Here is a 25,249-nt window from a genome sequence, read left to right as displayed (position 1 = left end):
CCCGTACGCGCGCCGGACCACGCGTATGGCCCGGCGCGCGACCGCGTATCAACCCACCTTTTGCTTCGCGAGCTGATCCGCGACGGGCAGGCTGCGAATCCGCGTGCCGGTCGCCGCGAAGATCGCATTGGTCAGCGCCGGCGCGACCGGCGGCAGGCCCGGCTCGCCTACGCCGCCGAGCGGTGTCGCATAGTCGTCCGGCGCGACCAGATGCACACGGATTTCACGTGGCGCCTCGTTCATCCTGAGCACCTGGAAGCCGTTGAAATTGCTCTGCTCCGGGTGCCCGTCCTTGAACGTGATCTCGCCGTGCAGCGCGATGCCAAGCCCCATCACCACCGCGCCTTCGAGCTGCGAGCGCACGCGCTCCGGGTTGACCTGCGGGCCGCAGTCGATCGCGATGTCGACGCGCGGCACCGTAATCGCGCCATCCGCGCCGACCTGCACTTCGCACACCGCCGCCGTGTACGACACGAAGCTGCGATGCGCGGCGATCCCGAGCCCATGCCCCTTCGGCAGCTTGCGGCCCCAGCCGGCTTCACGTGCGACTGTCTCGATCACGCGCCGCAGCCGCCCGGTATCGACCGGATACAACGCCGGATCCTCGCCGTAGTTCACGTTCTTCACCGTGATGTGCGGCTCGAAGCGTCGCGCCGGCCCGATCAGGTCGAGCAGGAAATCCTTCGGATCGCGGCCCGCCGCGTGCGCAAGTTCCGACACGAAGCTCTGGATCCCGAACGCGTGCGGAATGTTGTATACCGAACGAAACCAGCCGATCCGTGTATGCGCTTCCGCGGCCGGGTTCTCGATCCGTACGTTCTGGACTGCGAATGGAAGATCGGCGATACCTTGTGCGAGCTCGCCCGGCTGCTCGTGCACGACGCCGGCCCTGAAGGTCGACTGGATCGACGGGGCGACCGTGCGATGCTGCCACGCGACCACTTTCCCCGCTGCATCGAGGCCGCCGTCGAACGCCTCCAGCGACACCGCGTGGAAATAGTCGTGCGCGATGTCGTCCTCGCGTGTGAACGTCAGCTTGACCGGCGCCCCCACCGCCTTCGACAGCAGTGCCGCCTCCACCACGTAGTCCGGCTTCGACTTGCGGCCGAAGCCGCCGCCGAGCAGCGTCACGTTGACCGTCACGCGCTCGGCCGGCAGCGCAAGCGCCTTCGCGATTTCGTCGCGCGTGGTCTGCGGCGCCTGCGTGCAGGTCCACACTTCGCAGCGGCCGTCAGCCACGCGCGCGACCGCCGCGGGCGGCTCCATCGTCGCGTGCGCGAGATGCGGAATGTAGTACGTCGCACGCACCCGCTTCGCGGCGCCCGCAAGCGCCCCGGCCGTATCGCCGTCGTTGCGGATCACGTCGCCCGGCTGCGCGGCCGCCGCCTCGAGCGTCTTGCGGTAGGCGGCCGAGTCGTAGCCTGCGTGCGGCCCGTGCTTCCAGTCGATCTTCAGTTGCGCACGCGCCTGGATGGCCGTCCACGTGTCGCGCGCGATCACGGCCACGCCGCCGAGCGGCTGGAACCCGGACGGCAGCGGCGTCGACGCGAGCTGCACGACCTTGACGACACCCGGCAGCTTCTCCGCGGCCGACGCATCGAACGATGCGACCGTATCGCCATAGGCCGGCGGACGCGCGACGACCGCGTACAGCATGCCGTCGAGCCGCGTGTCGATCCCGTAGTGCGCGCGGCCGCCGACGATGTCGCGTCCGTCGATCAATGCCGTTGTGCCCTTGCCGATGTAGCGGAACTCGGCCAGCCCCTTCAACGGCACGGTTTTCGTATCGGGCACCGGCAGCGCGGCCGCCTTCGCGGCCAATTCGCCGAAGCCGAGCTTGCGCCCGGTTTTCATATCGACGACCTCGTGCACCTTCGCCTTCACCTGCCGCACGTCGACGCCCCACGTCGTCGCCGCGGCCTGCTCGAGCATCGTGCGCGCGGCCGCACCCGCGCGCCGCAGCGCCGCGAAACTCTGTCGCAGGCTGCGCGAACCGTCGGTGTTCTGGTTGCCGTAGCGCGGCTCGTCGCCGACGGCCTGCGCAACCTTCACGCGTGCCCAGTCCGCACCGAGTTCGTCGGCCACCACCAGCGCGACGCTCGTTCGCACGCCCTGGCCCATCTCGGAGCGAATGCAGGTCACCGTGACCGTACCGTCCGGCGCGATCGCGACGAACAGGTTCGGATCGTCGCGCAATCCGTGCGGCATGCCCGCGCCGCCGTACTGCGGATTCGGGCTGACCGGCGGCTGCACCGGCCCGGCCGCGCGCGCGATCGACGGCACGCCGAATGCGAGCAGCAGCCCGCCGGATGCGAAGCCGAGCAGCAAGGCCCGGCGGCTTTCGTTGTGGATGGAGAGTTCCGGTGCGTTCATGCGGCACCTCCGCGGCGCACCGCCAGCCGGATCGCCGCACGAATGCGCGTATAGGTGCCGCAGCGGCAGATGTTCCCGGACATCGCGTCGTCGATGTCGGTATCGCTCGGATGGGGATTCGTCTTCAGCAGCGACGCAGCCTGCATGATCTGTCCAGACTGGCAGTAGCCGCATTGCGCGACGTTCAGTTCCCGCCAGGCTTGCTGCAGCGGGTGGTTCACGTCCGTCGACAGGCCCTCGATCGTCGTCACTTTCTTGCCGGCGGCGGCCGCGACGGGCGTGATGCACGAACGGATGGCCACGCCGTCGAGATGGATGGTGCACGCGCCGCACAGCGCCATCCCGCAGCCGAACTTGGTGCCCGTGTGGCCGAGGACGTCGCGCAGATACCAGAGCAACGGCATGTCGGGATTGCCGTCGAAATGCTGTTCGCTACCGTTGACGGTCAGCGTGATCATCGTTCACCTCCTGTTTGCGGCGCCGCGTCGCGTGGGCGTCGGGTGGGGATTTGAACGGCGCTGGGCACATTCCGAACGACCAGGTGGGCCTGACGCCGTTTCGTTTTCGGATTGCGTCGGGTGACGACGCAATCGCGGCGATGCTGCCGCCCGGTTGCCTGTGCAACGGTTTGGCGGGGTTCGGACGATTGCTCCTTCGTGTGGATCGCCGCACGTATTATCAGATGAATTCGCGATTGTCGTCGGATCGGGGCGATTCGGCGGATTCGGGCGGTCGGAGCATCAGTTCGGTCGAACCGCTTCGGCGTCGTCGACGCCTGGCGCGTGTCTCTCGGACCAGTTCGCCGGTGCGCCGCCGGGCGTTGACATGGACCGCGCCCTCATCCCTCGGCATTTGCTTCTGCTACGCGCGTCTGCGCTGGCGTGCCGTTGCAAAGTACGTCAGCGCGGCAGTGTCCCGATGGCCGCACGTTCGTCGGGCGATGTCGAATGCGTGTGAGCACGATCCAGTTGACGAGCACGCCGACCGACATCAGCAATGCAGTACTCCAAAACACCGAGCGCATCCCGTAGTGGCTGCCGAAATAGCTACCGACGAGCGGGCCGGCGACCTGGCCCGCATACTGCGCAGACGTCGAATAGCCGAGCATCGAGCCAGTCACATTGGGCGGTACCGAATGCCGAATCACGCTTGCGATAGACGGCAACAACCCGCCGAGTGCAATGCCCATCGAAAAGCGCAGCGCGATCAACTGCCACGCATGCGTAACGAACGCCTGTGGCACGAGCAGGATCGCGCATGCGAAGAGGCTCCCTACGATAACGCGCCAGTGACCAATCCGATCGGCAAGTCGGCCGAGCCATGATGCAGACAGAATGCTGCCGAGCGCCGCGCCCGACATCACGAGACCTGCGACCAACGTGACGTGGTCAGGCGTGGTGACAAGTTGACCCACGTACACGGAGATGATGGGCTCAATCGACATGTTAGCCAGCAGCAGCAGCATTCCTGTCAGCAGCATAGCGACAATTGGACGTTTGTCCGGAACCGCACCCCACCCCTTATTCTCGGTCGCATGCTCGCCGCGCTTTGCGGTTGGGTAGTCGCGCTTCACAAATGACACGGTCGCGACAAACGCGACGCCGATTACCGCGCCCGCAGCAAGGAACGTCGCGCGGATGCCGATCATCGATGGCAGCGTACCGCCGATCAGCGGGCCCACGACATTACCCGCCATGATTCCCGACGACAGCACGCCGAGTGCCCAACCACAGCGCGCCTTCGGCGTTTGCATCGCCACGAGTACCATCGAGCCAGACGTGTAACCACCGAGGAGCCCGGCAAACAAACGAAGAATTACGAGCTGTTCAACAGTGTGCGCGCATCCCATCAACGACATGACGATCGTCATCCCAAGGCTCGCGCGCACGAGCGTAAGCTTTCGACCGTAGCGGTCAGCGACGCGTCCCCAAAGTGGCGCAGTCAGGGCAGCGGAAAAAAACGACGCGCCATATGCGATTCCGGACCACTGGATCACAGCAGGCGGGGCAGAAACGCCGAGCTGCTCAACGTAGAGGGGCAAGAACGGGAGCATGAGCGTCATGGCAACGGCCATCGCAAATGATCCAAAAACACAGACCACGAGATTGCGTCGCCAATGGCCGAAGCCGCCAGGATTGTCAACGGGCGGGACGGCCGCGACGGTGGGATGATCCCGAAATTCTGACATGAGGTGTCCCTGTGTTGGGGTGGTCCGCATCGTCACGCATTGAAGTCACGACGTGCATGTCATGCTACGACTTCGCGCAAGTGCTAAGCAGTCCTCTTGCGATACCGGTATATCGACTACTATCGTCAGATTGGCTAGCAACCCGTACTTGCTGTTTTGATGGCGTTCAAAACACCTATAGCACTCACCGACATCAGCCCTTGGCCGGTGTATCCGACGAAGGATCGATATCCCGCTGGCTCGTGGCGCAAGAACATGCGCCGCTGCCTCGATACGAACCGTGCGAAATCGTCAACACGTGACGTCGGGTTGTGCAGCTTCTCCAGGTGAACTGCGTTATCCCCAGGCAGCGGCACACCTGCGCCACGCAATATTACTCGACATATCAGACAGATATTTGACACAATAGTCAAATGATATCCAGGCGCGCTCAAGCAGAGGCACTCAAGCAAGGCGCCTGCACGGTGGACCGCTCCCGGATGCCCGTTCAACGCCACTGATGGAATCACAACGCTCTAGATTGAACGATAAGGTGCGCAAATGCTCGACCTCAATGACTTTCGTTATTTCGTTCGAATCGTGGAATGTGGCGGAGTCACAGCTGCGAGCCGTAATCTCGACGTGCCCAAATCAACTGTGAGCCATCGCCTCCAGCAGCTTGAAGCCGCGTTGGGTATTCGACTGATCAACCGGACATCCCGAAGCCTGAGCGTGACCGATGCCGGCGATGTGTTCTATCGTCACGCCGTCGCTACCCTCGAGCAAGCAGAGCTTGCCGAAGCTGTCGTCCGAGAGCGCCTCCTCGAACCCAGCGGCACGATTCGTTTCACAACTGCTGCAGCAACATCGCTGTTTGCAATCCGGCAGATATTGCCCGACTTCATCAAACGTTATCCCAAAGTTAACGTCATCCAGCACGTTAGTGACGATCAGGTCGACATCGTCGGCGGAAGCTACGATCTCGCGTTGCGGGCACACACTGGCCCACTTTCAGACTCCGCGCTGGTGCAGCGCACGCTTGCGCCAGCACCCTGGTTCCTGTTCGCCGCACCGGATTATCTCCAGCAGCGTGGCATACCACTCTCGATCGGCGACCTTACCCGACACGACACGCTGATCATGCTTCGGCACGGTCACCCGCAAACGTGGAAGTTGAAACATCCGACGCAGGGCGAAGTTGTCGTTCCGCTCAAGCCGCGGCTGGCTGGCAACGATATCGTCACGCTCAAACAGGCCGCACGAGACGGTCTCGGCATCATTGCGTTGCCTCACTATGTGTGTCGCGATGAGATTCAGACGGGCGCTCTTCAGCGTGTCCTTCCTGACTGGCTGGCTGGTGAAGCCAACATCACTGCCGTGATTCCATTCCGACACGGTATGCAACCGTCCGTGCGTGTCTTTCTCGACTATCTCGCCCAGAGAATTCCCGAAGCGGTGTCCTGACCAGATCGTCCAGCCAACTGGACGCAGGTTCCCAAATATCCATATTGTTGCCCTCCTGATCCAACGCCATCCTGAACACACTGCCGCAAGATTCCTTTCGGCAAACGCTACCGGACGCCAGCACGCACCGGAAACATATTCAGGAGACAGGCAGTGAAGATGTCAAGACGCGATGTTCTCGTCACCGGAGCCGCAGCGGCAATGAGTGCCGTATCCGGCCTCAAGGCCACTGCAGGTGAACGATCAAGGACTGCATTCGATATAGTGATTGTCGGTGGCGGCTCAGCTGGTGCAGTGCTTGCTGCGCGACTGAGCGCCGACGCTAACCGCAGCGTCCTGCTGCTTGAGGCGGGACCGAACTTCGCGCCCGGCAGCTATCCGGCGGTGCTCAAGAATGCCAATATCGTTGCGGGCTCACCCACCTACGACTGGCATTACCACACTGACGATGCCGCCCGCCTTGGCCACAACATCCCCGTCCCTCGTGGCCGTGTCGTCGGCGGCAGTTCCGCAGTCAACGCGGCCGTGGCGATGCGCGCGCGCCCCTCCGACTTCGCTCGCTGGACACGGCGTGGCATCGACGGCTGGTCGTGGGACGACGTTCTCCCCGCATATAAGGCGATGGAGAACACGCCGTCCGGCGATGATGCATGGCATGGGCGCTCAGGTCCCTTCCCGATTCGTCAAAGAACAGCCGAAGAAGACACGCCGGCGATGCGCGCATTCGTCGATGGTTCGCAGGCTCTAGGTCTGAGTCACGTACGGGATCTTAACGGTCCGGATCCGCGCGGTGTCGGCTACTATGCGCTGAACGTCGTCGACGGCGTACGAATCAACACTGGCATGGCATACCTGACTGCCACCGTGCGTGCGCGCCCCAATCTCGTCATCCGCGGCGAGGCCGAAGTCGATAGCGTAATGATCGAGCGCCAACGCGCAATGGGTGTGAAGCTCATCAGCGGGGAATTCATTCCCGCAGGAGAGGTCATCCTCTGTTCAGGTACGTTTGGCAGCCCTTCGATCCTCATGCGCTCAGGCATCGGCCCATCCTCGCACCTGCGGGATCTGGGTATCACTGCCGTCGTAGACCTTCCGGTCGGAAACCGGCTACAGGACCATCCGTTTTTCTACAACGTCTACGCATTGAAGCGTGAAGCCAATGCGATGACACCCGCGGCGGGGGCGATTGTCTGGACCGGTTCGCTCAGCGCAGCACCCGACGATCTCGACCTGCAGATTTCCGCCACGCATCTGGTCGACCCGAAGATCAGCCCGACCGGCGCCGCGATCGTGCTTGCCTGCGCGGTCACGTTACCGAAGTCGCTCGGCCAGTTTCGGTTGGCAAGCCGCAATCCGCGTGTCGCGCCCCGTATTCGCTACAACTTCTTCAGCGACACGAACGATCTCGACCGGATGGCCGAGGCGGTCCAGCTGTCGCGAAAAATCGGGCGGACGGCACCATTCTCCTCGCTCATCTATCGCGAGATGGCGCCGGGTGCCGGCATCCGTACCGACGATCCGGCCGCATTGCGCGCCAATATCGTTGCCAATGTCGCGGCCTACCTGCATCCGACATCGACCGCACCGATGGGTGCCGAGTCGGATTCGTCCGCCGTTGTCGACCCGTGGGGTCGCGTGCGTGGCGTCGACGCATTGCGGGTAGTCGATGCGTCAATCATGCCTGAGATCCCTTCCGCGCCGACGAACGTGACGACCATCATGCTTGCCGAGCGTATAGCCGCGACGATGACGGCCTGAGCGAACGGCACTCGTATCGGTAAGTGCACCGCTCCGCCAGCGACTCGATTGTATTTTAATCAGTAGTTCAAATCTTGTTCGATTTGAACGTTTCATGACAGGAGAAAAATCTTGACCAGCAAGGCCCTTCTCTCGCCCGCAGACGTATGGAGCGAAAAGATCTACAGCAACGGATGGACCCGATCCCATTTCGCTAACACGGAAGACGTGCTGGAAAAGGCAACGGGGAAACGTCTGGGCTCCATCGGCATTGCATCGTCGCAGGATGTCGCCAAGGCTGCAGCCATTGCACGCGAGGCCCAAAAGGCGTGGGCAAGCGTACCCGGACCGAAGCGCGGCGACGTGCTGCGGGAGTTCGCCCGGCTCGCGCTCGTCCATGCCGACGAGATCGCCGACCAGATCGTCAGGGAAACCGGGTCGATTCGCGCCAAGGCGCTGTGGGAAGTGCAAGTCTCGGCACGCGAAGTCCTCGAAGCCGCTACCCTCGGCAGCCAACCGCAGGGAGTGCTCGTCGCCACGGCCGAGGCCGGCCGCCAGAGTATCGCGCGCCGCATCCCGGTCGGCGTGATCGGTATCATCACACCGTGGAACTCGCCATTCATTCTCGGTTCCCGGGCAATCGGTCCCGCGCTGGCGATGGGCAACGCCGTGATTCTGAAACCCGACGTACAGACGCCGATCGCCGGCGGTGTAACGTTCGCCCGTCTGTTCGAGGAAGCCGGCCTGCCCGTAGGACTCTTCCACGTCATACCCGGTGGTGCGGACACAGGTGCGGCACTCGTCAGCGAACCGCTCGTCGACATGATCAGCTTCACAGGGTCAACCCGCGTCGGCCGGCAGATCGGTTCAATCGCGGGTGGCCAGCTGAAGCGTGTGTCGCTCGAACTCGGCGGCAACAACCCGTACATCGTCCTCGAAGACGCCGATATCGAGGCGGCAGCAAGCGCCGGCGCATGGGGAGCGTTCTTCCACCAGGGGCAGATCTGTCTCACGGCTGGCCGGCATCTCGTCCACGAGCGCGTCGCCGAGGCCTATGCGGCCGCACTCGTGCGCAAGGCCAAGGCACTCGTGGTCGGCGATCCGTTCGACGAGCGCGTGCAGATTGGCCCGATCATCAATGAGCAGCAAGCGGCGAATGTGGATCGAATCGTCACCGTCACGCGCGATCAGGGCGCCATCGTCCTGGCCGGTGGCACGCGCAGCGGGCTGTTCTTCGAACCGACGGTGATCGTCGGCGTGCGCCCCGGCATGGCCGCATTCGACGAGGAGATTTTCGGGCCCGTCGCGCCCATAACGACCTTCAGCAGCGACGACGAGGTCGTTGCACTGGCCAACGGCACCGATTACGGGCTGGTCGCCGCCGTTGCATCGGCCGATCTCGCTCACGCGCAGTGCATTGCGGACCGGCTGCACGCCGGCATCATTCACATAAACGACCAGACAGTCCTGCATGAAGTCTACGGTCCAATCGGCGGCATCGGCACGTCCGGCAACGGCTTCAATCACGGCACGCTGACCAACGCCGACCAGTTCAGCGAGTGGCAATGGATCACGACTCGCCAACAGATCCCGACGTATCCGTTCTGATCTTTTCTGCGGTGGCGGGGACGCCAACGGCCGGATCACGCGCCCCACGCATTTCGAAGAACACGGCGAGACACTGCTCGACTCCGGACATCCCGTCCGTTCTGAGTGGAGCGCAGACCGGGTTTGTCCCCACCTCCGAAGCAGGTAGCCTCGAAGCTCCTTCTACGACACGAGACTCAATCATGCGCATCTTCGTTACCGGAGCATCCGGCTTTATTGGAGGAACCGTTTCACGACGACTCGTCGAAGCGGGTCATACCGTCCGTGGACTCGTTCGAGACCGCGAAAAGGCAGCTCGCCTGAGCGCCATGTCGATCGATCCCGTCATCGGCAATCTCGACGACAGCGCACTGCTGACGCGAGAAGCCTCCAACGCCGACGGGGTGATCAATGCCGCCGACAGTGACCATGCGAGTGCAATCGACGCGTTGTTGCACGGACTGCACGCATCAAACAAGCCATTCATCCACACCAGCGGGTCGAGCGTGATCGCCGACGATGCGCGTGGGGAAAGCGCCACGGACGCGATCTACGACGAGGACACCCCATTCGTCGTGCTGCCCTTCAAGCAGCCGCGGCGTGACAACGAGCTACGCATCCTGGCGGCAAAGGACGTCGGCGTGCGTTCGATCGTCATCTGCCCGAGCAATGTCTACGGTACCGGCTCAGGTCTGACTGCGGATAGTTTCCAGATTCCGTTTCTCGTCTCACATGCACGTGAGACTGGTGTCGTCCGTATCGTCGGGCGCGGCTTGAACCGATGGTCCAACGTGCATGTCGCCGACCTGGCCGAACTTTATCTGCTTGCACTGAACGATGCGCCCGCCGGTGCCTATTACTTCGCCGAGAACGGTGAGGCGTCGTTCGCGGAAATCGGTGCATCAATCGCCGCTCGACTTGGGATGGAGCCGGTTCAGTCATGGCAAGCGGAAGAGGCACTGCCGCATTGGGGCGAAATGCACACCCACTACACGTTCGGCACCAACAGCCGCGTCCGGGCACGACGCGCACGCCGGGAGCTCGGCTGGCAACCCGTGCATACGTCGGCACAAACATGGATCGAACGGGAGATGTCCGCATGAGCCAGGTATGGTTTATCACTGGCGGCGCAAATGGCTTGGGCGCCAGTATCGCAAAGGCCGCGCTCGCGGCCGGAAACCGCGTCGTCGTGAGCGATCTCGACACGGCACGCCTTGGCGAGCTGTACGAGTCTTACGGCACCGATGCATTGACCGTGAAGCTCGACATCCGCCACCCGGAGCAGGCCGAATCCGCAGTCGCTGCCGCCCTCACGCACTTCGGACGAATCGATGTGCTGGTCAACAACGCCGGCTACGGGCAGTTCGGACCGTTCGAGACGATCGCGCCAGAAGCGATTGAACGCCAGTTCGCCACCAATGTGTTCGGCACGCTCAACGTCACGCGGGCAGTCCTGCCCGTGTTGCGCCGGCAACGTGCGGGGCACGTGATCAACATGTCGTCCAACGGTGGTTTCAAGGGGGTGAGTGGCGCATCGATGTACTCGGCCTCCAAGTTCGCGATCGAAGGATTCTCCGAGTCGCTCGCCGAGGAAGTCGCGGCATTCGGCGTCAAGGTCACCATCGTCGAACCGGGTGCGTTTCGCACCAATTTTCTCGACAGCCAGGTTCTGCGCTACGGCGATCTGCCGATCGATGACTATGCGGCATTCTGGAGCGGAGCAAAAGCCGTGTTCGAGAAGCGCAACCACCAGCAGAGAGGCGATCCGGACAAGCTCGCCACTGCACTCGTCCGTCTCGCTGAAGACTCTTCACCGCCGCTGCGTTTTGTCGCCGGCGCGGACGCCCTGCACGTGGTCGAAGCGAAGCTGGCGGCAGTAGCCGACGATATTGCCGCGTGGCGCGACCTGACGCTTTCCACCGATTTCTGAATTATCTTGTGGAGCCCTGATGAACATGCAGAACTACGAAGCGCGACTCGACGCGCTGGAAAGCCGGTTTGCACTGGAACGTCTGATTGCGGCGTATAACCAGGCGTTTGACACTCACGACGAGGCGCTGCTGCGCGACATCTGGCACGACGACGCGCGTCTGCTGCTCGGCGACGCCTTCGGCAACTATACGGGGATCGATGCGATCGTCGAATCGGCACACCGGAACTGGCAGCAAATGCCGCACATGCATCACTGGATGGCCAATCCACTGCTTGATATCGACGATGACCGCGCGTCCGGCAAAGTAGCGCTCGATGCGCTCGTCACTCACGTCGAACTCGGCCCGGCACAGATCAGTGGTTTGTATCGCGACACCTTCGAACGCCGGAAGGGCCGCTGGGCCTTTACGCAGCGCCGATTCGAGCTGCACTACCTGACCCCGCTGCCGAACTGGAAGCCGATCGCGGGAAGCGAAGCGGCTGCACACGCGTAAGCACGGACGCAGACGCGGGCGCAGGCGCGGGATCTCCTTGCCTGCATGCCCGCGTCACCGACGCGTCTTGTCGAGTTGCACGTGCTCGGAGAGAAAATCGATGAACGCACGCAATCGCGGCGTCACATGACGGCCTGACGGCCAAAGCAACTGAAACGTATTCTGCTCGGCCACGTAGTTGTCGAGCACCGTCACCAGTTGCCCCGCATCAAGCGCATCACGCGCGGAAAATTCCGACACGTAAGCAATGCCGACACCCGCGACCGCGAAATACATGCGGGCCTCGTTGGTATTGCACGTGATCGCAGTCGGCAATTGCAGCTCTTGCTCGTCGCCCGCGTCGCACCGCAGCCGCCACGTCTGCAGTTTCCCCGTATTCGGCATCCTGAATCGGATGCAATCGTGCCCGCCGAGTTCGCGAGGATGCAACGGCGTCCCGCGTCGCGCGAAGTAGTCGGGCGCGCCGACCAGCATCATCCTGAAACGGCCCAGCGGCCGTGCGGTCAGACGAGAATCGTCGACGTCGCCGCTGCGCACGACGGCGTCGTAGCCCTCGTCGATGATGTCCGCCATGCGGTTGTCGAAATCGAGATCGAGTTCGATCTCCGGATAACGCTGACGAAACGCTGCAAACACCGGCAGGAACGGATCGCCGACCATCGGCAAGCCGATCCGCAGCCGCCCGCGAGGAACCGAACTCGCCTCCGACAGCTCGGCCTGCGCCGCATCGAACTCTGCGAGGATTCGCCGCGCGCGCTCGAGAAACAGCGCGCCTTCCGTCGTCAGCGCAACGCTGCGCGTGCTGCGATGAAACAATCGCACCCCAAGGCTTTGTTCGAGCCGCGTCACACTCTTGCCGATGCCCGATGCAGAGATGCCGAGTACGCGGCCAGCCGCAACGAAACTGCGTGTATCCGCAGCCTGTACAAAAACGTTCAGCGCGAAGCTGTCCATGAGCCGACGCTCCTTGAATAGCGGACAGATTGTCCGTTCAGCGGGGAACTCTACCTGACTTAATTCTCGTTGGAAAAGACGATAACTTTCCCGATATCCCGCGCGACATGTGCGACGACGTTAAACCGCCTCCGACAGGACGACCTCATGACCACCGAACCAACCCTCCTGCAACTCGCCAATGAACTCGAGGCACTCCGCTGGAACCGTATCCTGCATGGCGAAGCCCGCGCGCTCGCCGCTTTGCTGTCCGACGATCTCCGGTTCATTCATTCGACCGGGCTGAACGACGACAAGCACTCCTATCTCGCATCCATCGAAACCGGCGCCGTCGTCTATCATTCTGCCGATCGCGACATCGCTTTTGTCGAGCCGCTCGGCGATGCGGCCTTTTTCGTCAACGGCACCGTGAAGATGAGCGTCACGCTGCGCGGCACGCCACGCACCCTTCACTCGGTGTTCACGGTTGTCTGGCGCCGCGAGCAGGACGCGTGGCGGCTGGCGTTGCACCAGACCACCGCATTGCCGGCATGAGTACGCCACCGGTGTGCGCACGGACGACTCCGTGCCGCGCGGCTCGTTGTTCCGGTTGCACCGAATCGAGCATCGCACGGCTACGCAATGCAATGACGTACCGCGCCAATCCGACTGGCAGCCCGCATCACGCCGCGGTCTGCGCAACCGGCACGGCGCCCTGTCGGCAGATCCGGCCCAGCATGCCGACCGCCGCCGCCGTGGCCATCGCGGGCAATGCGGACGCAATCAGGGTCTGCTCCGCCGTCCACGTCATCGCCATCAGGTAACCACCTGCGACGGGCCCCAGTACGGCGCCGAGCCGCCCGATACCTAGCGCCCATCCGGCGCCTGTCGCCCGCGCCGCGCTCGGATAGAGAACAACGGCCAACGCATTGAGGCCCGATTGCCCGCCGAGCACGCAGAAGCCTGCCAGCGAGATGCAGGCCAGTGCGGGAATCGGCAACGAATGGAACATGCCGATCCCGACGATGGCCATGCCGCCGACCGCGAAATTCGCGATCAGCACCACGGCGTAGCCCCGGCGGTCGATCAGCAGCCCGAGTAGCCAGTTTCCGAGCAGTCCGCCCAGCCACAGCGCCGTGCCCGCAAGCACTGGCGTGCCAGGCGACGCGTCCGTACCGGCCATCAGCAACGGGATCCACGCTGCAAGGAAGTATGCACACAGCATGTTGGCGAAATTCGCGCCCCACAGGAGCGGCGTCGCCACGGCCCTGCCGCCGCCGAGCAATGTCGCGACCGCATGTTGCCGAACCGGCCTCTCCGTGCGGAATTGAGATGCGCACGTCGTGTCGGGCGCCACGCGCTGGAGAAGACGCAGCGTCTGCGGTCGCCCCGGGCGTCGTGCCAAGGCAAACTGAAGCGATTCGGGCAATGCGATCCACATCGCCGCCGACAGTACGGCCGTCAGCAACGCACCAGCATGAAACACGCCACGCCATCCGAGGGTCTCGATGACGAACGCGGCCACGGCGCCCCCCAGCACACCGCCAGCGATATAGCCTGACGATACTGCCATCATCAGCGTCACCCGAAAGCGGCGCGGGCTGTACTCGCCGGCCAGGGACATCGCATTGGGAACGATCGCGCCCATCCCGATACCCGCCGCGAACCGGATGGCAATCAGTTGATCGAGCGTACCCGCGTGCGTCGTCACCGCCATGCAGCCGGCAACCCATACGCTCGCGGCAACGAGCAACGGGCGGCGCCCGATCCGGTCGGCCAATCCCGCAAGCAGCAACGACCCGGCAAACATGCCGAGCAGTCCTGCGCCGAATACCGGCCCCAGCACCGCCCGCTCGATACCCCATGTCTTCATCAAGGCCGGCGCGGCATAAGCCATCGCCTGCACGTCGTATCCGTCGACGACCATGCACAAACCGCACAGCGATAGCGCAAGCCATTGCAGCCGCCCCATCGGGCGCGCATCGAATACCGAAAGAACCGCCTCGTCCGACGACGCAGCCATGATTGTCTCCTCCGTGCCCTGACGGGTTTCTACAGTTGCGGCGGATTCGCCGCAACCCTTCGCCGCCTCATGACGATCCGGACGGCCGCGTGATCGCGGTCCGCCTTCTTGTCCTACCCATTCACGCCTGCCGCGCGACGCACATCAACCCGCCGCTTCCGCACGCTGCGCGTCGTACTGCCGGATGAACTCCGGCGCGCGCTTCAGCAGGTCGTCGTGGGTGACGCGCCCGGTACGCAGCATGTAGTCGTACGTGAATGCATACGGATCCAGGTGCATCCGGTCGGCAACGTTCTCGTACCAATCCAGGCTCTTCGCGGCCGCCAGCTGGAAGCGTTCCGACGCCGGACGCCGGACCGTCTCGAAGTGCTCGAACACGGCGCCCAGATCGTCGCGATGCCGGCACACGCCGTCGCTCAGCGCAATCGCATCCTCCATCGCCATGCGCGTGCCCGAGCCCAGCGAAAAATGCACCGAACGCAACGCATCACCGAGCAGGACCCGATTGCCGTCGTGCCAGTTCTCGTTCCTGACGGTCACGGCCTCGAACCACGCCGACTTGTTGGACAGCAGCGCATGTCCCTGCAGGTCGTCGGCAAAGACGTCCTCGCACAGCGCACGGCTGCCGGCATCGTCCATCCCGTCGAGCCCGGCGCGCCGCCACGTATCGGGATCGGTCTCGACCAGGAACGTGCTCATCCGGTCGCTGTACTGGTAGCTGTGCGCGATGAATACCCCGTATTGCGTTTCGCGAAAGATCAGCGAGACGGCAGAGAACAGCCGCGACGTGCCGTACCACGCAAACTTGTTGCGGCGCTGCGTGAACGACGGCCTGAAAGCGGACGCCAACTGCGTGCGCGTACGGCTATGTACCCCATCAGAAACAACGACGAGGTCGGCATCGTCCAGTCGCCCGACGTCGTCCACTCGCGCGTTGAAGTGCAGCTCGACACCCACCGCGCGGCACTCCGCCTGCAGGAACTGCAGCATCGCCAGCCGGGCGACGCGCGAGAAACTGTTGCCGTCGATCGGAACGTGCACGCCGCGATGCACGATCTCCATATGATCGGAGCGTGCATGCAGCGCCGTAAAACGGCGAAAGAATGCAGGATCCACCTGCTCGAGAAACGACAACGCCACGCCCGAGAACACGACGCCCCATCCGTAGGTTGCGTCTGCACCGTTCTGTTCGAATACCCGGACCCGCCAGTCCGGATTCTGCTTCCGGACGAGGTAGGCAAAGAACAGCCCGCCGGGACCACCGCCGATCACATCGATCTTCATCACGCTTCTCCTTCCGATGTCCGCCGCGCCTTTCCCTCCAGCCGCTCCAGCAACTTCGCCCGGAGCGCGGGCGGAATCGCGATGGAGCGGCGCTCCGGACGCGCGACGCAGATCGGGCTCAGCTTTGCCGAGAACACGCTCGCGCCGGACAGGTCGACCGCTTCGACCGTCAGATCGAACGAGCGCTCGCGCACATCCTTGACGGTGAGCCGCATATCGAACAGTTCGTCCGGGCGCAGGCTCTGGTTGAACACGAAACTCAACGCCTTGACCGGCGTTCCGAAACCGTGTTCACGTTTGACCGATTCGAGCGACCCGCCGAGCAGGTACGCGTAGAACCGGTTCGCGAGTGCGATCACGTATTCGCTGAAGTTCACGGTATAGACGACACCCGCGGGATCGCACTCGCCCCATTTCACGCAACGCCGCACCACGAACGGATGCTCGCTGACGAGCCACTCCGACGGGCCCGCGTCGAACCCTGACGTCACGTTCATGTCAGGCCTCCGCTGCGGCGACACGACCGGCGTACGCCTCCGTCAACAGCGCGCCGCCGCCGGGAATCACCGCATCGAAGCCGAGCTTGTCGAGCATCCGCCGCGTGGTACACACGGCAGTCGAAGTCACCGGTATCCCGAGCGACGCCTGGATCGCCTCGATCGCCGGCAGCGACTGCATCTGCACGCATGCGGACGCCACCACGACATCGGCATTCGCGGTGTTCAGCCGCGCAACATCGTTCACGAGTCGCATCGGATCGCGGCGGCCGACGTCGAGATTGTCTGGAATCTCGAACGACAGCGCATCGATCACCTCGATGCCTTCGCTCTCGATGTACTCGACCACCAGCTTCGTCAGCGGCTTCATGTACGGCGCCATCAGCGAAATCCGACGCGCGCCCATGATGCGCAGCCCGTCGATCAGCGCACCGGCCGACGTCATCACGGCCGCATCACAACGGTTGGCCCGCGCCACCTCCTCCAGCTCACGCTCGACGGTCCGGTGGTACCCCGGTCCCATCGCCATGATGGCGACGAGGCATGCCGTGCTCATCACGTCCATGCGCGCATCCGCGAGCTCGGCCGCGCAGCGCAGCCCTTCCTTGTTCATCGCGACGAGCTCTTCCTTCGTCACCTTGTGCATGCGCATACGGCTCGAATGAAACGTGAAGCGCTCCGGCGCAACCAGTTCGCGGCGGCGCAGCAGCGCCGGTACTTCCGTTTCCATCGTCGTGTTCGAACTGGGTACGATCTGGCCGATTCGATAGCTGACCTGGCTCATGTCATTGCTCCTGCCTGGGGGGATGGGACAACTGCTCCGTCTCGAGAATGGCGGCGATCGTGCGTCGCATGGCCGGCTTGTCCACCTTGCCGACCCGGGTAACCGGAAATTCGTCCACCACTTCGATGCGCTCCGGGCATTTGAACTTCGCGAGGCCCTGTGCGCCGAGGAAGTCGATCAGCTCAGGGATCGTCGGTGAGACATGTCCCGGCCGCAGGATCAGGAACGCGCAGCCTTTCTCGCCGTAGACCGGATCGGGCATGGCGACCAGCTTCGCGTCGAGCACCGCCGGGTGATGGCTCAGGAACGCCTCGACTTCTTCCGCGCCAATCTTTTCGCCGCCACGATTGATGTTGTCGCGCAGGCGTCCCTCGAACGAGAAATACATGACGCCGTCGATCACATGCGCGCGCATCATGTCGCCGGTGCGGAAGAAGCCGTCCTTCGTAAAGGCCGTCGCGTTGGCCTCCGGTGCACTGAAGTAACCACGGAGACTGGACGGCCCGCGAAAGCAGAGTTCGCCCACTTGCCCCACGGGAACCGGCGCCTCGTTGTCGGGATCGAGCAGCACAAGCTCGTCCTGGTCGCATCCCGAGCGGCCGTGCGTGTGATGGCGAACGTGTTCGTCGACGCCTGCGCCTGACCCAATCAGCAATCCCTCTGTCGTACCGTACATATTCGAGCAACGCACACCGAGGTACGATTCGAGGTTGTCGGCGCGCGTGAGGCAGAAGAACAGCCTCAGCGACGATAGATCGTGGTCGAGCACCTGCGGATTCGCCATGATCTGCGGCGCCACCGGGCCGATCGACACCGCATGCGTCACGCGGTGCCGCTCGATCAGCCGGGCCATCTGCACCACGTCGACGGACGCCATCAGGATCGTGGTCTGTCCTGCCGCGATCGTCGGCACGAGCGCGTACAGGTGCGCCGCGTTGTGCAGCAACGGCAGCGACCAGATCAGCGTGGCGTGCTCGCCGCCGTCTACATGCCGCGACCACGCCAGAGAATGGCCGAGGTATTCCGCATGAAAGCGCGGGATGATCTTCGGCACGCCCGTCGTGCCGCCGGACAACTGGAAGCTCAGCACGTCCTCCGATCCGATCCGGACGTCGGCCAGCACCCGTCGCGCTTCGTCCAGCGAAAGTGACGACGCCAGCTCCGACATCGACTGTGCGCCGGCCGGCGCGTCGCCGCGCGCAACGATCAGATGCCGGAAAGATGCGTGTTCGCGGCACATCGTCTGCGCAAACCCGACGAGATCGAAGCGGCCGATATCGGCCTGCACGAAGTAGGCTTCCGGTCGCGCGAGGTCGGCGAGCTTGCCGATTTCGACCTCGCGGTATTGCGGCAGCGAACAGACCGGCACGACACCGCTCTTGTAGCTAGCGCACAATGCGAGCGCAGTATCGATGGTCGTTCCCATCTGGAACATCGCGCGCGTGCCCGGCTTCAGTCCGAGACGCACGAGTGCTGCAGCGAGGCGGTCGCTCTGCTCGTCCAGTTCGCGAAACGTCAGCGTCCGGTCGTCGGCGATGAATGCAGCCTTGTCCGGGAGCCGCCGCGCCGTCTCCGCCAATGCCTCGCCGAACGTGCGGTCGATCCACGCGCCGGCCCGCAGGTAACGCCGCGCGTCGGCGGGATCGCAATAGACGACGCCGTCGATCGGAAAATGAATGCCCGTCATGGTCATCTCCTCCTGTTCCGGGCTATGCGGCCACGACACGCACGCGGTCTTTGTCGAACACTTCGATGCTGCCGCGCAGGCCACCGGTGAAGAGCCCGTACCACACTGCCGGTTTCATCCCGAGTGCCTTGCGGTCGAATTCGAGGGCCGTCCGGCCTTCGATCAGGAAATAATCGGCCGACGGCTGCGACACCCGATATTCGGCGTTCTGCCGGGCGGCGTCGACGACGCTTGCGAATTCGGCCAGTGCTGGGACGAACATGCCCGGCGCATCGCTCGCGATCCCGAATGCGCTGCTGAGCAGTCTGCCTTTTTCGCGCCAGACGATATCGATCGCCCGCACACCACCCGCTGACGGCGCCGCCGCGCGTTCGGCGTTGATGGCGGCCTGCAGCGTCAGCGCCGCATCCTGCTCGTCCAGTTGCTGCAGCGGGCGCAGCTTCACCGTGATCTCGATGAAATAGCCGTTCGGGTCGCGAAAGTAGATCGACTCGATCACTTCATGCCGGGTGGTCGACGACACCTCGACACCCCTTGCTTCCAGTGCCGCCTTCCAGGCCAGCAGCTCGGCCTCGCTGTCGGCCAGCCATGCGGTATGCGTCGCATCGAACACGTGATCGTCGGGCGTCGGCGGCATCGACGGACGATCCGCCGGCTGCGGCTCGCCGAGATAGTAAAAAAACGCGATCGTGCTGCCGTTGCCGCTGTCGAAGAAGAAATGCAGGAAGTCCGGGTGCGTTTCCGGGCCCCAGCCGCGCGCCGAGATGGTGTGGATCAGCGGCAACCCCAGAATGTCGCGATAGAACTCGACGGTCTCGCGCAACTTCCAGGTGGGTCGGGCCGTGTGATCGACTCCTTTCAGCCGGAGCGGTGATGACAGGTTCATGCTGGAACTCCTCGTTTTACAGGAAATCTCGCTCTTTCAGCCAGTTCGCAATCAGCCGCCCGGCGACATAGCGGCCGGCCTCCTCACCCGATCCGAGCGGCCGGCCATGATGATCGCCGCGCACTCGCAGATGGGTTTTGTCAGTCGCGCCGATCGCCGCGAAGATGTCGCGGATCGCGTCGGGAAACGTCGTCTGGTCGCCGGTGTATTCCACGAGTAGCGCCGGCACCTCGACAGCAGGTGCGGTCAGCTCGAGCGCCGCATTCGACGCAATCCCGGACCACGTCGACAACCACGACTCGGGCGAGCACAAGCGACCGAAGCCGACTGATCCGTAGTTCGAAATAACCGGGTTCGACGACCACAGCGAACCCGGCAGACGATCCGACGGGTCCAGCGTCTGGTCGAGACAGCGCAGGTCGGCGTCGGTCCGCCAGACCGTCAGGACCGGCGTGTGATTCGCCTCGGCCTTCTGACGCGACGTCGCCCGCTGTTCCTTCACGGCCCGCCGCGCGTCCTGCCGCACCGCGATCAGTGCACGGGCGTGCTCGTCGAGCCGTGCGACGCGCTCGCGCTGGGCCTGCCGGTAACGCGTCACGAATTCAGGGCTGTACCGGGTCTGGCCGGGTTCGCGCGAGTATCCGTTTGCCGGATTGAACGCGTTCAGGCTGTCGTCGACGGAAAGCGGATCGGCCTCGTCCGTCACCGCCGGATCGATGCAGCCGAGCAGCAGACGGCCCTGACCCGGATGCGGCGCAAGATAGATCATCGCGTCCGCCACGGGCAACGAGGCCGTTTCGAGCTGTGTCGCCCTGCCGCCGGGCGTCCGCGCAATCCGGCTTTCGGCCGGACGCGTGGCTTGCTGGTGGTAAAGGCTGTACAACCCCGAGCCGCCGGAGTTGCCGAGCATCACGATGTGCTCGAAACCCGACTCGCGCAAGTAGCGCATGCCGGCAGCCACATCGTGCAACGCCAGTTCGTGCTCGAGACGCAAGTCGTTGCCGACCGATCGACTGGCCTGCGCCCAGACCGACGCACCCGCGTTCAGCAAGGCCGGAATCATGTAGTGAAACGCGAAGTTCTCGCGCGGATGCATCAGGCACACCACCGTCTTCGACGACTCGCCGCGATACAGGATGCCCGAGGTCGCCGCGCCATCCTCCGTCCGCAATGTCACGCCGAACTGCCGGGCGGACTGCGGCGGCGTTTGCGGAAACCAGTCGATCGCCAGCGCGCGAGCCTGCGTGTCGGCGAGCCCTTCAGTCAGATCGTTCATCGAGTCGTCTCCTTGATTTGACACAAGTATATGTTTTTTGACGATGATGTCAAATTCAGTGCAAAAAATTTTCCTAGCCTGCTTTCGGTGCTTTTTCGACAATCAGTTCCAGATGATCGAGATCCTCTCGCAGCAGCGCCAGCGCTTCCGTCACGTCGCCGGCCCGCTTGAGTTGACGCTTGGCAGGCCGGATGACCGAGTGCACCGCGAGTTCGGCGATCTCGTCCGCGATTTCTTCCGCGCTCTTCGCGCCGTCCGGCTTGTACCAGAATGCCGGCCAGCTGCACATGCCGATCATCGTGAACGCCGCTACCTTCGCGTCGACCACGCGGAACACGCCGGTCTGCACGCCGGCCTCGATGGCCGCGGTGAAATTGTCCAGCACCGCGCGCTTGGCCTCTTCGTTCGCACGGTACGCGCGTTCGGGCAGTTGCCGTTCGGTACGGTCGATCACGCGGAATTCGTTGTGATGCTTCAGGATCAGCATCGCGTGCTGGTACACCAGCGCACGCAGCCGCTCCTTCGGGTCGGCGTCTGCTTCCGCCGCCACGCGGCTCGACTCGCGCCTCGCACGCAGCGTGACTTCCTCGACCAGCGCGGTCAGGATCTCGTCCTTGTTCTTGAAGTAGTAGTAGACCGCAGTACGCGTCACACCGAGCGATTCCGCGATTTCCTGCATCGAAGCACCGCCGAATCCCTTCTCGATGAAGAGCTTCGCCGCCGCGTTCAGGATCTGTTCTTTTTGCGCGTCGGCATTGACCTTTGCCACAAGTGCACTCCTGTCGGGGATGGCGCATGGAGCCACGCCATCCGTTGTCGTGTCCGCGATTGTAGCGCCGAAACTCTCGCGAACACGCCGGCTGCGGTCCTGCGACGACGAGCGAAGTCCCGCGACCGGCACTCACCACACGGCATCGCCGCGAATCATCACGTCCGCGCCGCCGTCTATGAAGATCGTCTGGCCGGTCATGTGCCCGTTCTTTTCGCTGGACAGCCACGCCAGCAACTCCGCGGCCGCGACTGGCTCGTACGGCCCACCGAGCGGCATCGGCGTACCGGCGTTGATGCGCTGCCGGGTCTCGGGATCTTCAAACAGCCGCTTGAGCAGTTCGGTTTTGACGAGCCCTGGCGCGATCGCATTCAGCGGGATGTTCGAGCCGGCCCATTCCGCTTTCAGCGCATTGCGCCGGATCCAGCGCGACAACGCGCGCTTCGTCGTCGCATAGACGTACGGCACTTCGGCCGCCTTCTCCAGCGCGAAGGCTTCCGTGCCGTCCAGCAGCGCGTTGAGTAACTGGTCGTTGAACGGATGAACCGACGTGATCGACGAGACAGCCACCGCGCGCGGCGCACGCGAACGCAGCAGCAAGGGCCGCAATCCCTCGAGCGTAGCGATCGCACCGTAGTAGTTGATCGCCACCGTTGCCGGGCCCGCAAGGTCGACCCCGGCGACGGCCAGCACGGCATCGACGATGCCGCCGCTGAGTGTCGTGACCTGTTCGACCAGCGCCGTGCGCCCCTCGGGCGTGGCGAGATCCGCGATCACGTCCGCATCGCGGATGTCGGCCCCGATTACCCGGTACCCCTGCGACTCGAGCAGTTGCTTCGTCTCCCGGCCGATACCCGAAGCGGAACCGGTGATGACATAAAGTCTGGATTGATGCGACATCGAAATACTCCTGCGTGGAAAGTCATCAACGTGCAACGGAGCGGCTGCCGGGCGAGCGCCCTTGCAGGACCGTGCATTACGCAGGATCGAATCTAGTTTCTTGAGCTGCGCGGAACAACCGGGGTAACAATCCGTTCAGAACGGACAATCTGTCGGGTATCGCACTGCAGTGCGAACAATTAGCGGTGTGAATAGTTTAAGTGTCTGCTCCGCATGAAGAAATCGTCCCGAGTATGTGACTGCAAGACGCGCCCTTCTGCGCAAGATGATGCATGCGCGCCGTGGAGGCGATCAGTGCGCATTCTCTGCAACCGATTTCCCGCTGCCGAATCGAGTTTCGAGGACTGATGCGGGTTACGTGACCGTCGACGGGAAACAGACCGAGTGCAACACGTTGATCTTTCTGGAATTTCTGGCCCGCCCTACACGATTCGAACGTGTGACCTACGGCTTAGAAGGCAGCATTCATTCCTTCCGCGCTTGTTCGTCGAGATTCGTCGAAAAGTAAAAATATTGCACACAATCAAATACTTAGAAAAACATCACTTCCCTTTCGCTCCGTCGAGTTTCATTGAGTTCCACCTGAGTTGTGTAGACCTAGTGTAGACTCAGACCGTCACTTTGCCACTTGTAGTGGAGGCAAAAATGCTGACGGAACGGACCATCGCTGCAGCTGTCCAGGAAGCCCGTCGATCAGGGAAAGTATGCTGGTTGCATGAATCCCGCGGGCGGGGACAAGGCGCGTTATCGCTTAAGATCGCCGCATCGGGTACGGCCGCGTGGTACTACCGGTACTCTGTTGAACGGAGGAATAAATACTTCCCCCTCGGGGCCTACGGAGACCAATCTGATCGACTTACCCTCGCCGATGCCCGGGTCCAGTGCAGCGGCGCAGCAGCGAAGCGTCAGACTGTGATTGATGGCGATCTACACGCGAGCGAGCGCGCAAAACTAGCTGCAGAGCACAAACGAAAAGAGAACGAGTCGCGCGCTGCAACTGCCGCTGCGGCCGAAGCCCTAGCGAGAACAAAATTCACGCTCAAAGCCTTGATGGACGCCTACATCTCGCATCTGAATGGCGCCGGCAAGCCGAGTGCCGGCGATGTCAGACGGATGACCACTCTGCACGTCTATGAGGCATTCCCGAAATATGCATCGTCACCTGCGAAAGAGTTCACGCGGGAGCAAGCAACTGAAATTTTTCGTAGGCTGGTTGAAGCTGGCAAGGGTCGAACGGCGGGCAAAGTACGCACATCTTTGCACGCGGCGTTTGAACTGGCGCTGGGAATCGATGGCGATGCGGCCGCGCCGTCTACGATGACTGGCTTCGGCATTGCGTTCAACCCAATCGCAGCCACAAAAGCTCTGAACCAGTTTAATCGAGTGGGGCAACGCCACCTGTCAGCTACCGAGTTCCGCGCGTTCTGGTCCCGCCTATCGGCAACAGAAGGGGTTGCAGCCGCTGCGGTAAAGGTCGCGGTACTCGCCGGCGCGCAACGTATTGCGCAACTCTTGCGAGTGAAGCGCCAGGACTACGACCGCGATGCAAAAATCCTCACGTTATTCGATCACAAAGGACGTCGGCAGGTACCACGCAGACACGATATCCCATTGCCTGCGGGAGCTGTCGCTATCGTCACCCAATGTCTTTGCCTGGTTCAGACGGATGCAGAAGACCAACGGATATTCGGCACAACGGTACCCGACACCGTGAGTGACGTCGTATCAAAGATTTCTGCCGCAATGGTCGCCAGTGACGAAGCCGTAGCCGGATTCGGGTGGACCGATATTCGGCGCACTGTCGAAACACTTCTGGTCGAGGAGTTGGGTGTTTCGAAGGATCTACGCTCGCAGATTCTTTCTCACGGACTTGGCGGCGTCCAAAACCGACACTATGACCGTGCCGACTATAGCCGCCAGATTCGGTCAATCTTGGCTCGCTGGGAAGCATGGATCACAAGCAAGAAAGGCAAAGGCACTAACGCCATATTCCAGATCCAACCAGAGCGGAGAAAGCAGCGAAAGAATCACCGTAGGACAGCCCTATTGCAAAGGCGATGACCTATGGGAATGAGTCATTCTCGATAACCCAGTTCGAAACCGCCCTCGCTCGCACGGTTCGAGGTCACGAACGGGACTGCGAAATCCGCACATGCGTTTCCGTTGAGAGTGGTAATTATGTCAATTAATATCAAACTGTTTTGCGCGAAATAGCCACGACGAATACCTCACTCGCACCTTCAGTCAACCTGCAGCGCGCATTGGGCAACCGAGATCAAGCCACAGATGCGGTTGAATTCGCCGCGAAGTAAAGGGTGTTGCACATGAGTACCGGACCACCCTGTTTACGACCGCAGTCGAATCGACAATGATCCATTCTAGGCACTTATGAATCCCGGCTGTTGGGAGATCGGATGCTGGTCGCCGATGACTTCGACTTCGATTGCGTCGAACTT

Annotated in this window: 21 protein-coding genes; 8 read left to right on the top strand and 13 right to left on the bottom strand. The window is 62.9% G+C overall.

The features are described from left to right. Nucleotides 1-48: 48 nt before the first annotated feature. From AC1Z3W_RS25640 to AC1Z3W_RS25630, 3 genes are all read right to left on the bottom strand, one after another. On the bottom strand, nt 49-2,373 hold the full coding sequence (locus AC1Z3W_RS25640; RefSeq protein WP_483508742.1) for a xanthine dehydrogenase family protein molybdopterin-binding subunit: 2,325 nt from the start codon (nt 2,371-2,373) through the stop codon (nt 49-51). Continuing rightward, the gene (locus AC1Z3W_RS25635; RefSeq protein WP_057928371.1) at nt 2,370-2,831 is read right to left on the bottom strand and encodes a (2Fe-2S)-binding protein; all 462 of its coding nucleotides are present in this window, start codon (nt 2,829-2,831) and stop codon (nt 2,370-2,372) included. The genes AC1Z3W_RS25640 and AC1Z3W_RS25635 overlap by 4 nt, the downstream gene beginning before the upstream one ends. A gap of 380 nt (nt 2,832-3,211) precedes the next feature. Further along, nucleotides 3,212-4,561, bottom strand: coding sequence for an MFS transporter (locus AC1Z3W_RS25630; protein WP_483508741.1), 1,350 nt, complete (start codon nt 4,559-4,561; stop codon nt 3,212-3,214). 540 nt (nt 4,562-5,101) lie between these two features. On the opposite strand from AC1Z3W_RS25630, the gene AC1Z3W_RS25625 reads away from it, so the two are divergent. The 6 genes from AC1Z3W_RS25625 (at nt 5,102) to AC1Z3W_RS25600 (ending at nt 11,754) form a co-directional block, all read left to right on the top strand. Continuing rightward, on the top strand, nt 5,102-6,004 hold the full coding sequence (locus tag AC1Z3W_RS25625) for a LysR substrate-binding domain-containing protein (protein ID WP_057928372.1): 903 nt from the start codon (nt 5,102-5,104) through the stop codon (nt 6,002-6,004). A 201-nt stretch (nt 6,005-6,205) separates the two neighbouring features. Beyond that, nucleotides 6,206-7,762: a GMC family oxidoreductase gene (locus AC1Z3W_RS25620; RefSeq protein WP_483508739.1), complete on the top strand. Its 1,557-nt coding sequence runs from the start codon at nt 6,206-6,208 to the stop codon at nt 7,760-7,762. Nucleotides 7,763-7,873: 111 nt separating this feature from the next. Next, complete coding sequence (locus tag AC1Z3W_RS25615; protein WP_483508738.1) at nt 7,874-9,349, top strand: benzaldehyde dehydrogenase; 1,476 nt, start codon at nt 7,874-7,876, stop codon at nt 9,347-9,349. A gap of 182 nt (nt 9,350-9,531) precedes the next feature. Further along, complete coding sequence (locus AC1Z3W_RS25610; protein ID WP_124833249.1) at nt 9,532-10,431, top strand: NAD-dependent epimerase/dehydratase family protein; 900 nt, start codon at nt 9,532-9,534, stop codon at nt 10,429-10,431. After that, a complete protein-coding gene (locus tag AC1Z3W_RS25605; protein ID WP_057928376.1) occupies nt 10,428-11,258 on the top strand; it encodes an SDR family NAD(P)-dependent oxidoreductase in 831 nt (276 codons plus the stop codon). Before AC1Z3W_RS25610 ends, AC1Z3W_RS25605 begins: the two co-directional genes overlap by 4 nt. A gap of 19 nt (nt 11,259-11,277) precedes the next feature. Beyond that, entirely contained in the window at nt 11,278-11,754 is a 477-nt protein-coding gene (locus tag AC1Z3W_RS25600) for a nuclear transport factor 2 family protein (protein WP_483508737.1), read from the top strand. Nucleotides 11,755-11,808: 54 nt separating this feature from the next. On the opposite strand, the gene AC1Z3W_RS25595 is transcribed toward AC1Z3W_RS25600, so the two are convergent. Further along, nucleotides 11,809-12,708 carry a LysR family transcriptional regulator gene (locus AC1Z3W_RS25595; protein WP_057928377.1) on the bottom strand — a complete coding sequence of 300 codons (900 nt, stop codon included), beginning with the start codon at nt 12,706-12,708 and terminating at the stop codon, nt 11,809-11,811. Nucleotides 12,709-12,855: 147 nt separating this feature from the next. Here AC1Z3W_RS25595 and AC1Z3W_RS25590 point away from each other — a divergent pair, with 147 nt between their 5' ends. Then, nucleotides 12,856-13,242 carry a nuclear transport factor 2 family protein gene (locus AC1Z3W_RS25590; protein ID WP_063791561.1) on the top strand — a complete coding sequence of 129 codons (387 nt, stop codon included), beginning with the start codon at nt 12,856-12,858 and terminating at the stop codon, nt 13,240-13,242. A 127-nt stretch (nt 13,243-13,369) separates the two neighbouring features. On the opposite strand, the gene AC1Z3W_RS25585 is transcribed toward AC1Z3W_RS25590, so the two are convergent. From AC1Z3W_RS25585 to AC1Z3W_RS25545, 9 genes are all read right to left on the bottom strand, one after another. After that, nucleotides 13,370-14,710, bottom strand: coding sequence for an MFS transporter (locus tag AC1Z3W_RS25585; RefSeq protein WP_124833251.1), 1,341 nt, complete (start codon nt 14,708-14,710; stop codon nt 13,370-13,372). A gap of 144 nt (nt 14,711-14,854) precedes the next feature. Beyond that, entirely contained in the window at nt 14,855-15,994 is a 1,140-nt protein-coding gene (locus AC1Z3W_RS25580) for an FAD-dependent monooxygenase (protein ID WP_057928380.1), read from the bottom strand. Continuing rightward, entirely contained in the window at nt 15,994-16,491 is a 498-nt protein-coding gene (locus AC1Z3W_RS25575) for an acyl-CoA thioesterase (protein ID WP_483508736.1), read from the bottom strand. Before AC1Z3W_RS25575 ends, AC1Z3W_RS25580 begins: the two co-directional genes overlap by 1 nt. Before the next feature lies 1 nt (nt 16,492). Then, on the bottom strand, nt 16,493-17,275 hold the full coding sequence (locus AC1Z3W_RS25570; RefSeq protein ID WP_483508735.1) for a maleate cis-trans isomerase family protein: 783 nt from the start codon (nt 17,273-17,275) through the stop codon (nt 16,493-16,495). 1 nt (nt 17,276) lies between these two features. Next, nucleotides 17,277-18,962 (bottom strand): AMP-binding protein, encoded by a 1,686-nt coding sequence (locus tag AC1Z3W_RS25565; protein ID WP_057928440.1) that lies wholly within the window; start codon nt 18,960-18,962, stop codon nt 17,277-17,279. Between the two features lie 22 nt (nt 18,963-18,984). After that, nucleotides 18,985-19,848: a VOC family protein gene (locus AC1Z3W_RS25560; RefSeq protein ID WP_057928383.1), complete on the bottom strand. Its 864-nt coding sequence runs from the start codon at nt 19,846-19,848 to the stop codon at nt 18,985-18,987. Nucleotides 19,849-19,864: 16 nt separating this feature from the next. Next, nucleotides 19,865-21,124, bottom strand: coding sequence for an alpha/beta fold hydrolase (locus AC1Z3W_RS25555; RefSeq protein WP_124833391.1), 1,260 nt, complete (start codon nt 21,122-21,124; stop codon nt 19,865-19,867). A 73-nt stretch (nt 21,125-21,197) separates the two neighbouring features. Then, on the bottom strand, nt 21,198-21,893 hold the full coding sequence (locus tag AC1Z3W_RS25550; protein WP_124833255.1) for a TetR/AcrR family transcriptional regulator: 696 nt from the start codon (nt 21,891-21,893) through the stop codon (nt 21,198-21,200). Between the two features lie 132 nt (nt 21,894-22,025). Further along, nucleotides 22,026-22,793, bottom strand: a complete 768-nt coding sequence (locus AC1Z3W_RS25545) for an SDR family oxidoreductase (protein WP_057928386.1) — start codon at nt 22,791-22,793, stop codon at nt 22,026-22,028. A gap of 645 nt (nt 22,794-23,438) precedes the next feature. Between AC1Z3W_RS25545 and AC1Z3W_RS25540 the strand changes: the two genes are divergently transcribed. Next, complete coding sequence (locus AC1Z3W_RS25540) at nt 23,439-24,854, top strand: tyrosine-type recombinase/integrase (protein ID WP_483508734.1); 1,416 nt, start codon at nt 23,439-23,441, stop codon at nt 24,852-24,854. The last annotated feature ends 395 nt before the right edge of the window (nt 24,855-25,249 follow it).

The sequence above is a fragment of the Burkholderia sp. 10_S31 genome (assembly GCF_056930375.1).
This window is presented reverse-complemented; position numbering and strand designations above follow the sequence as displayed.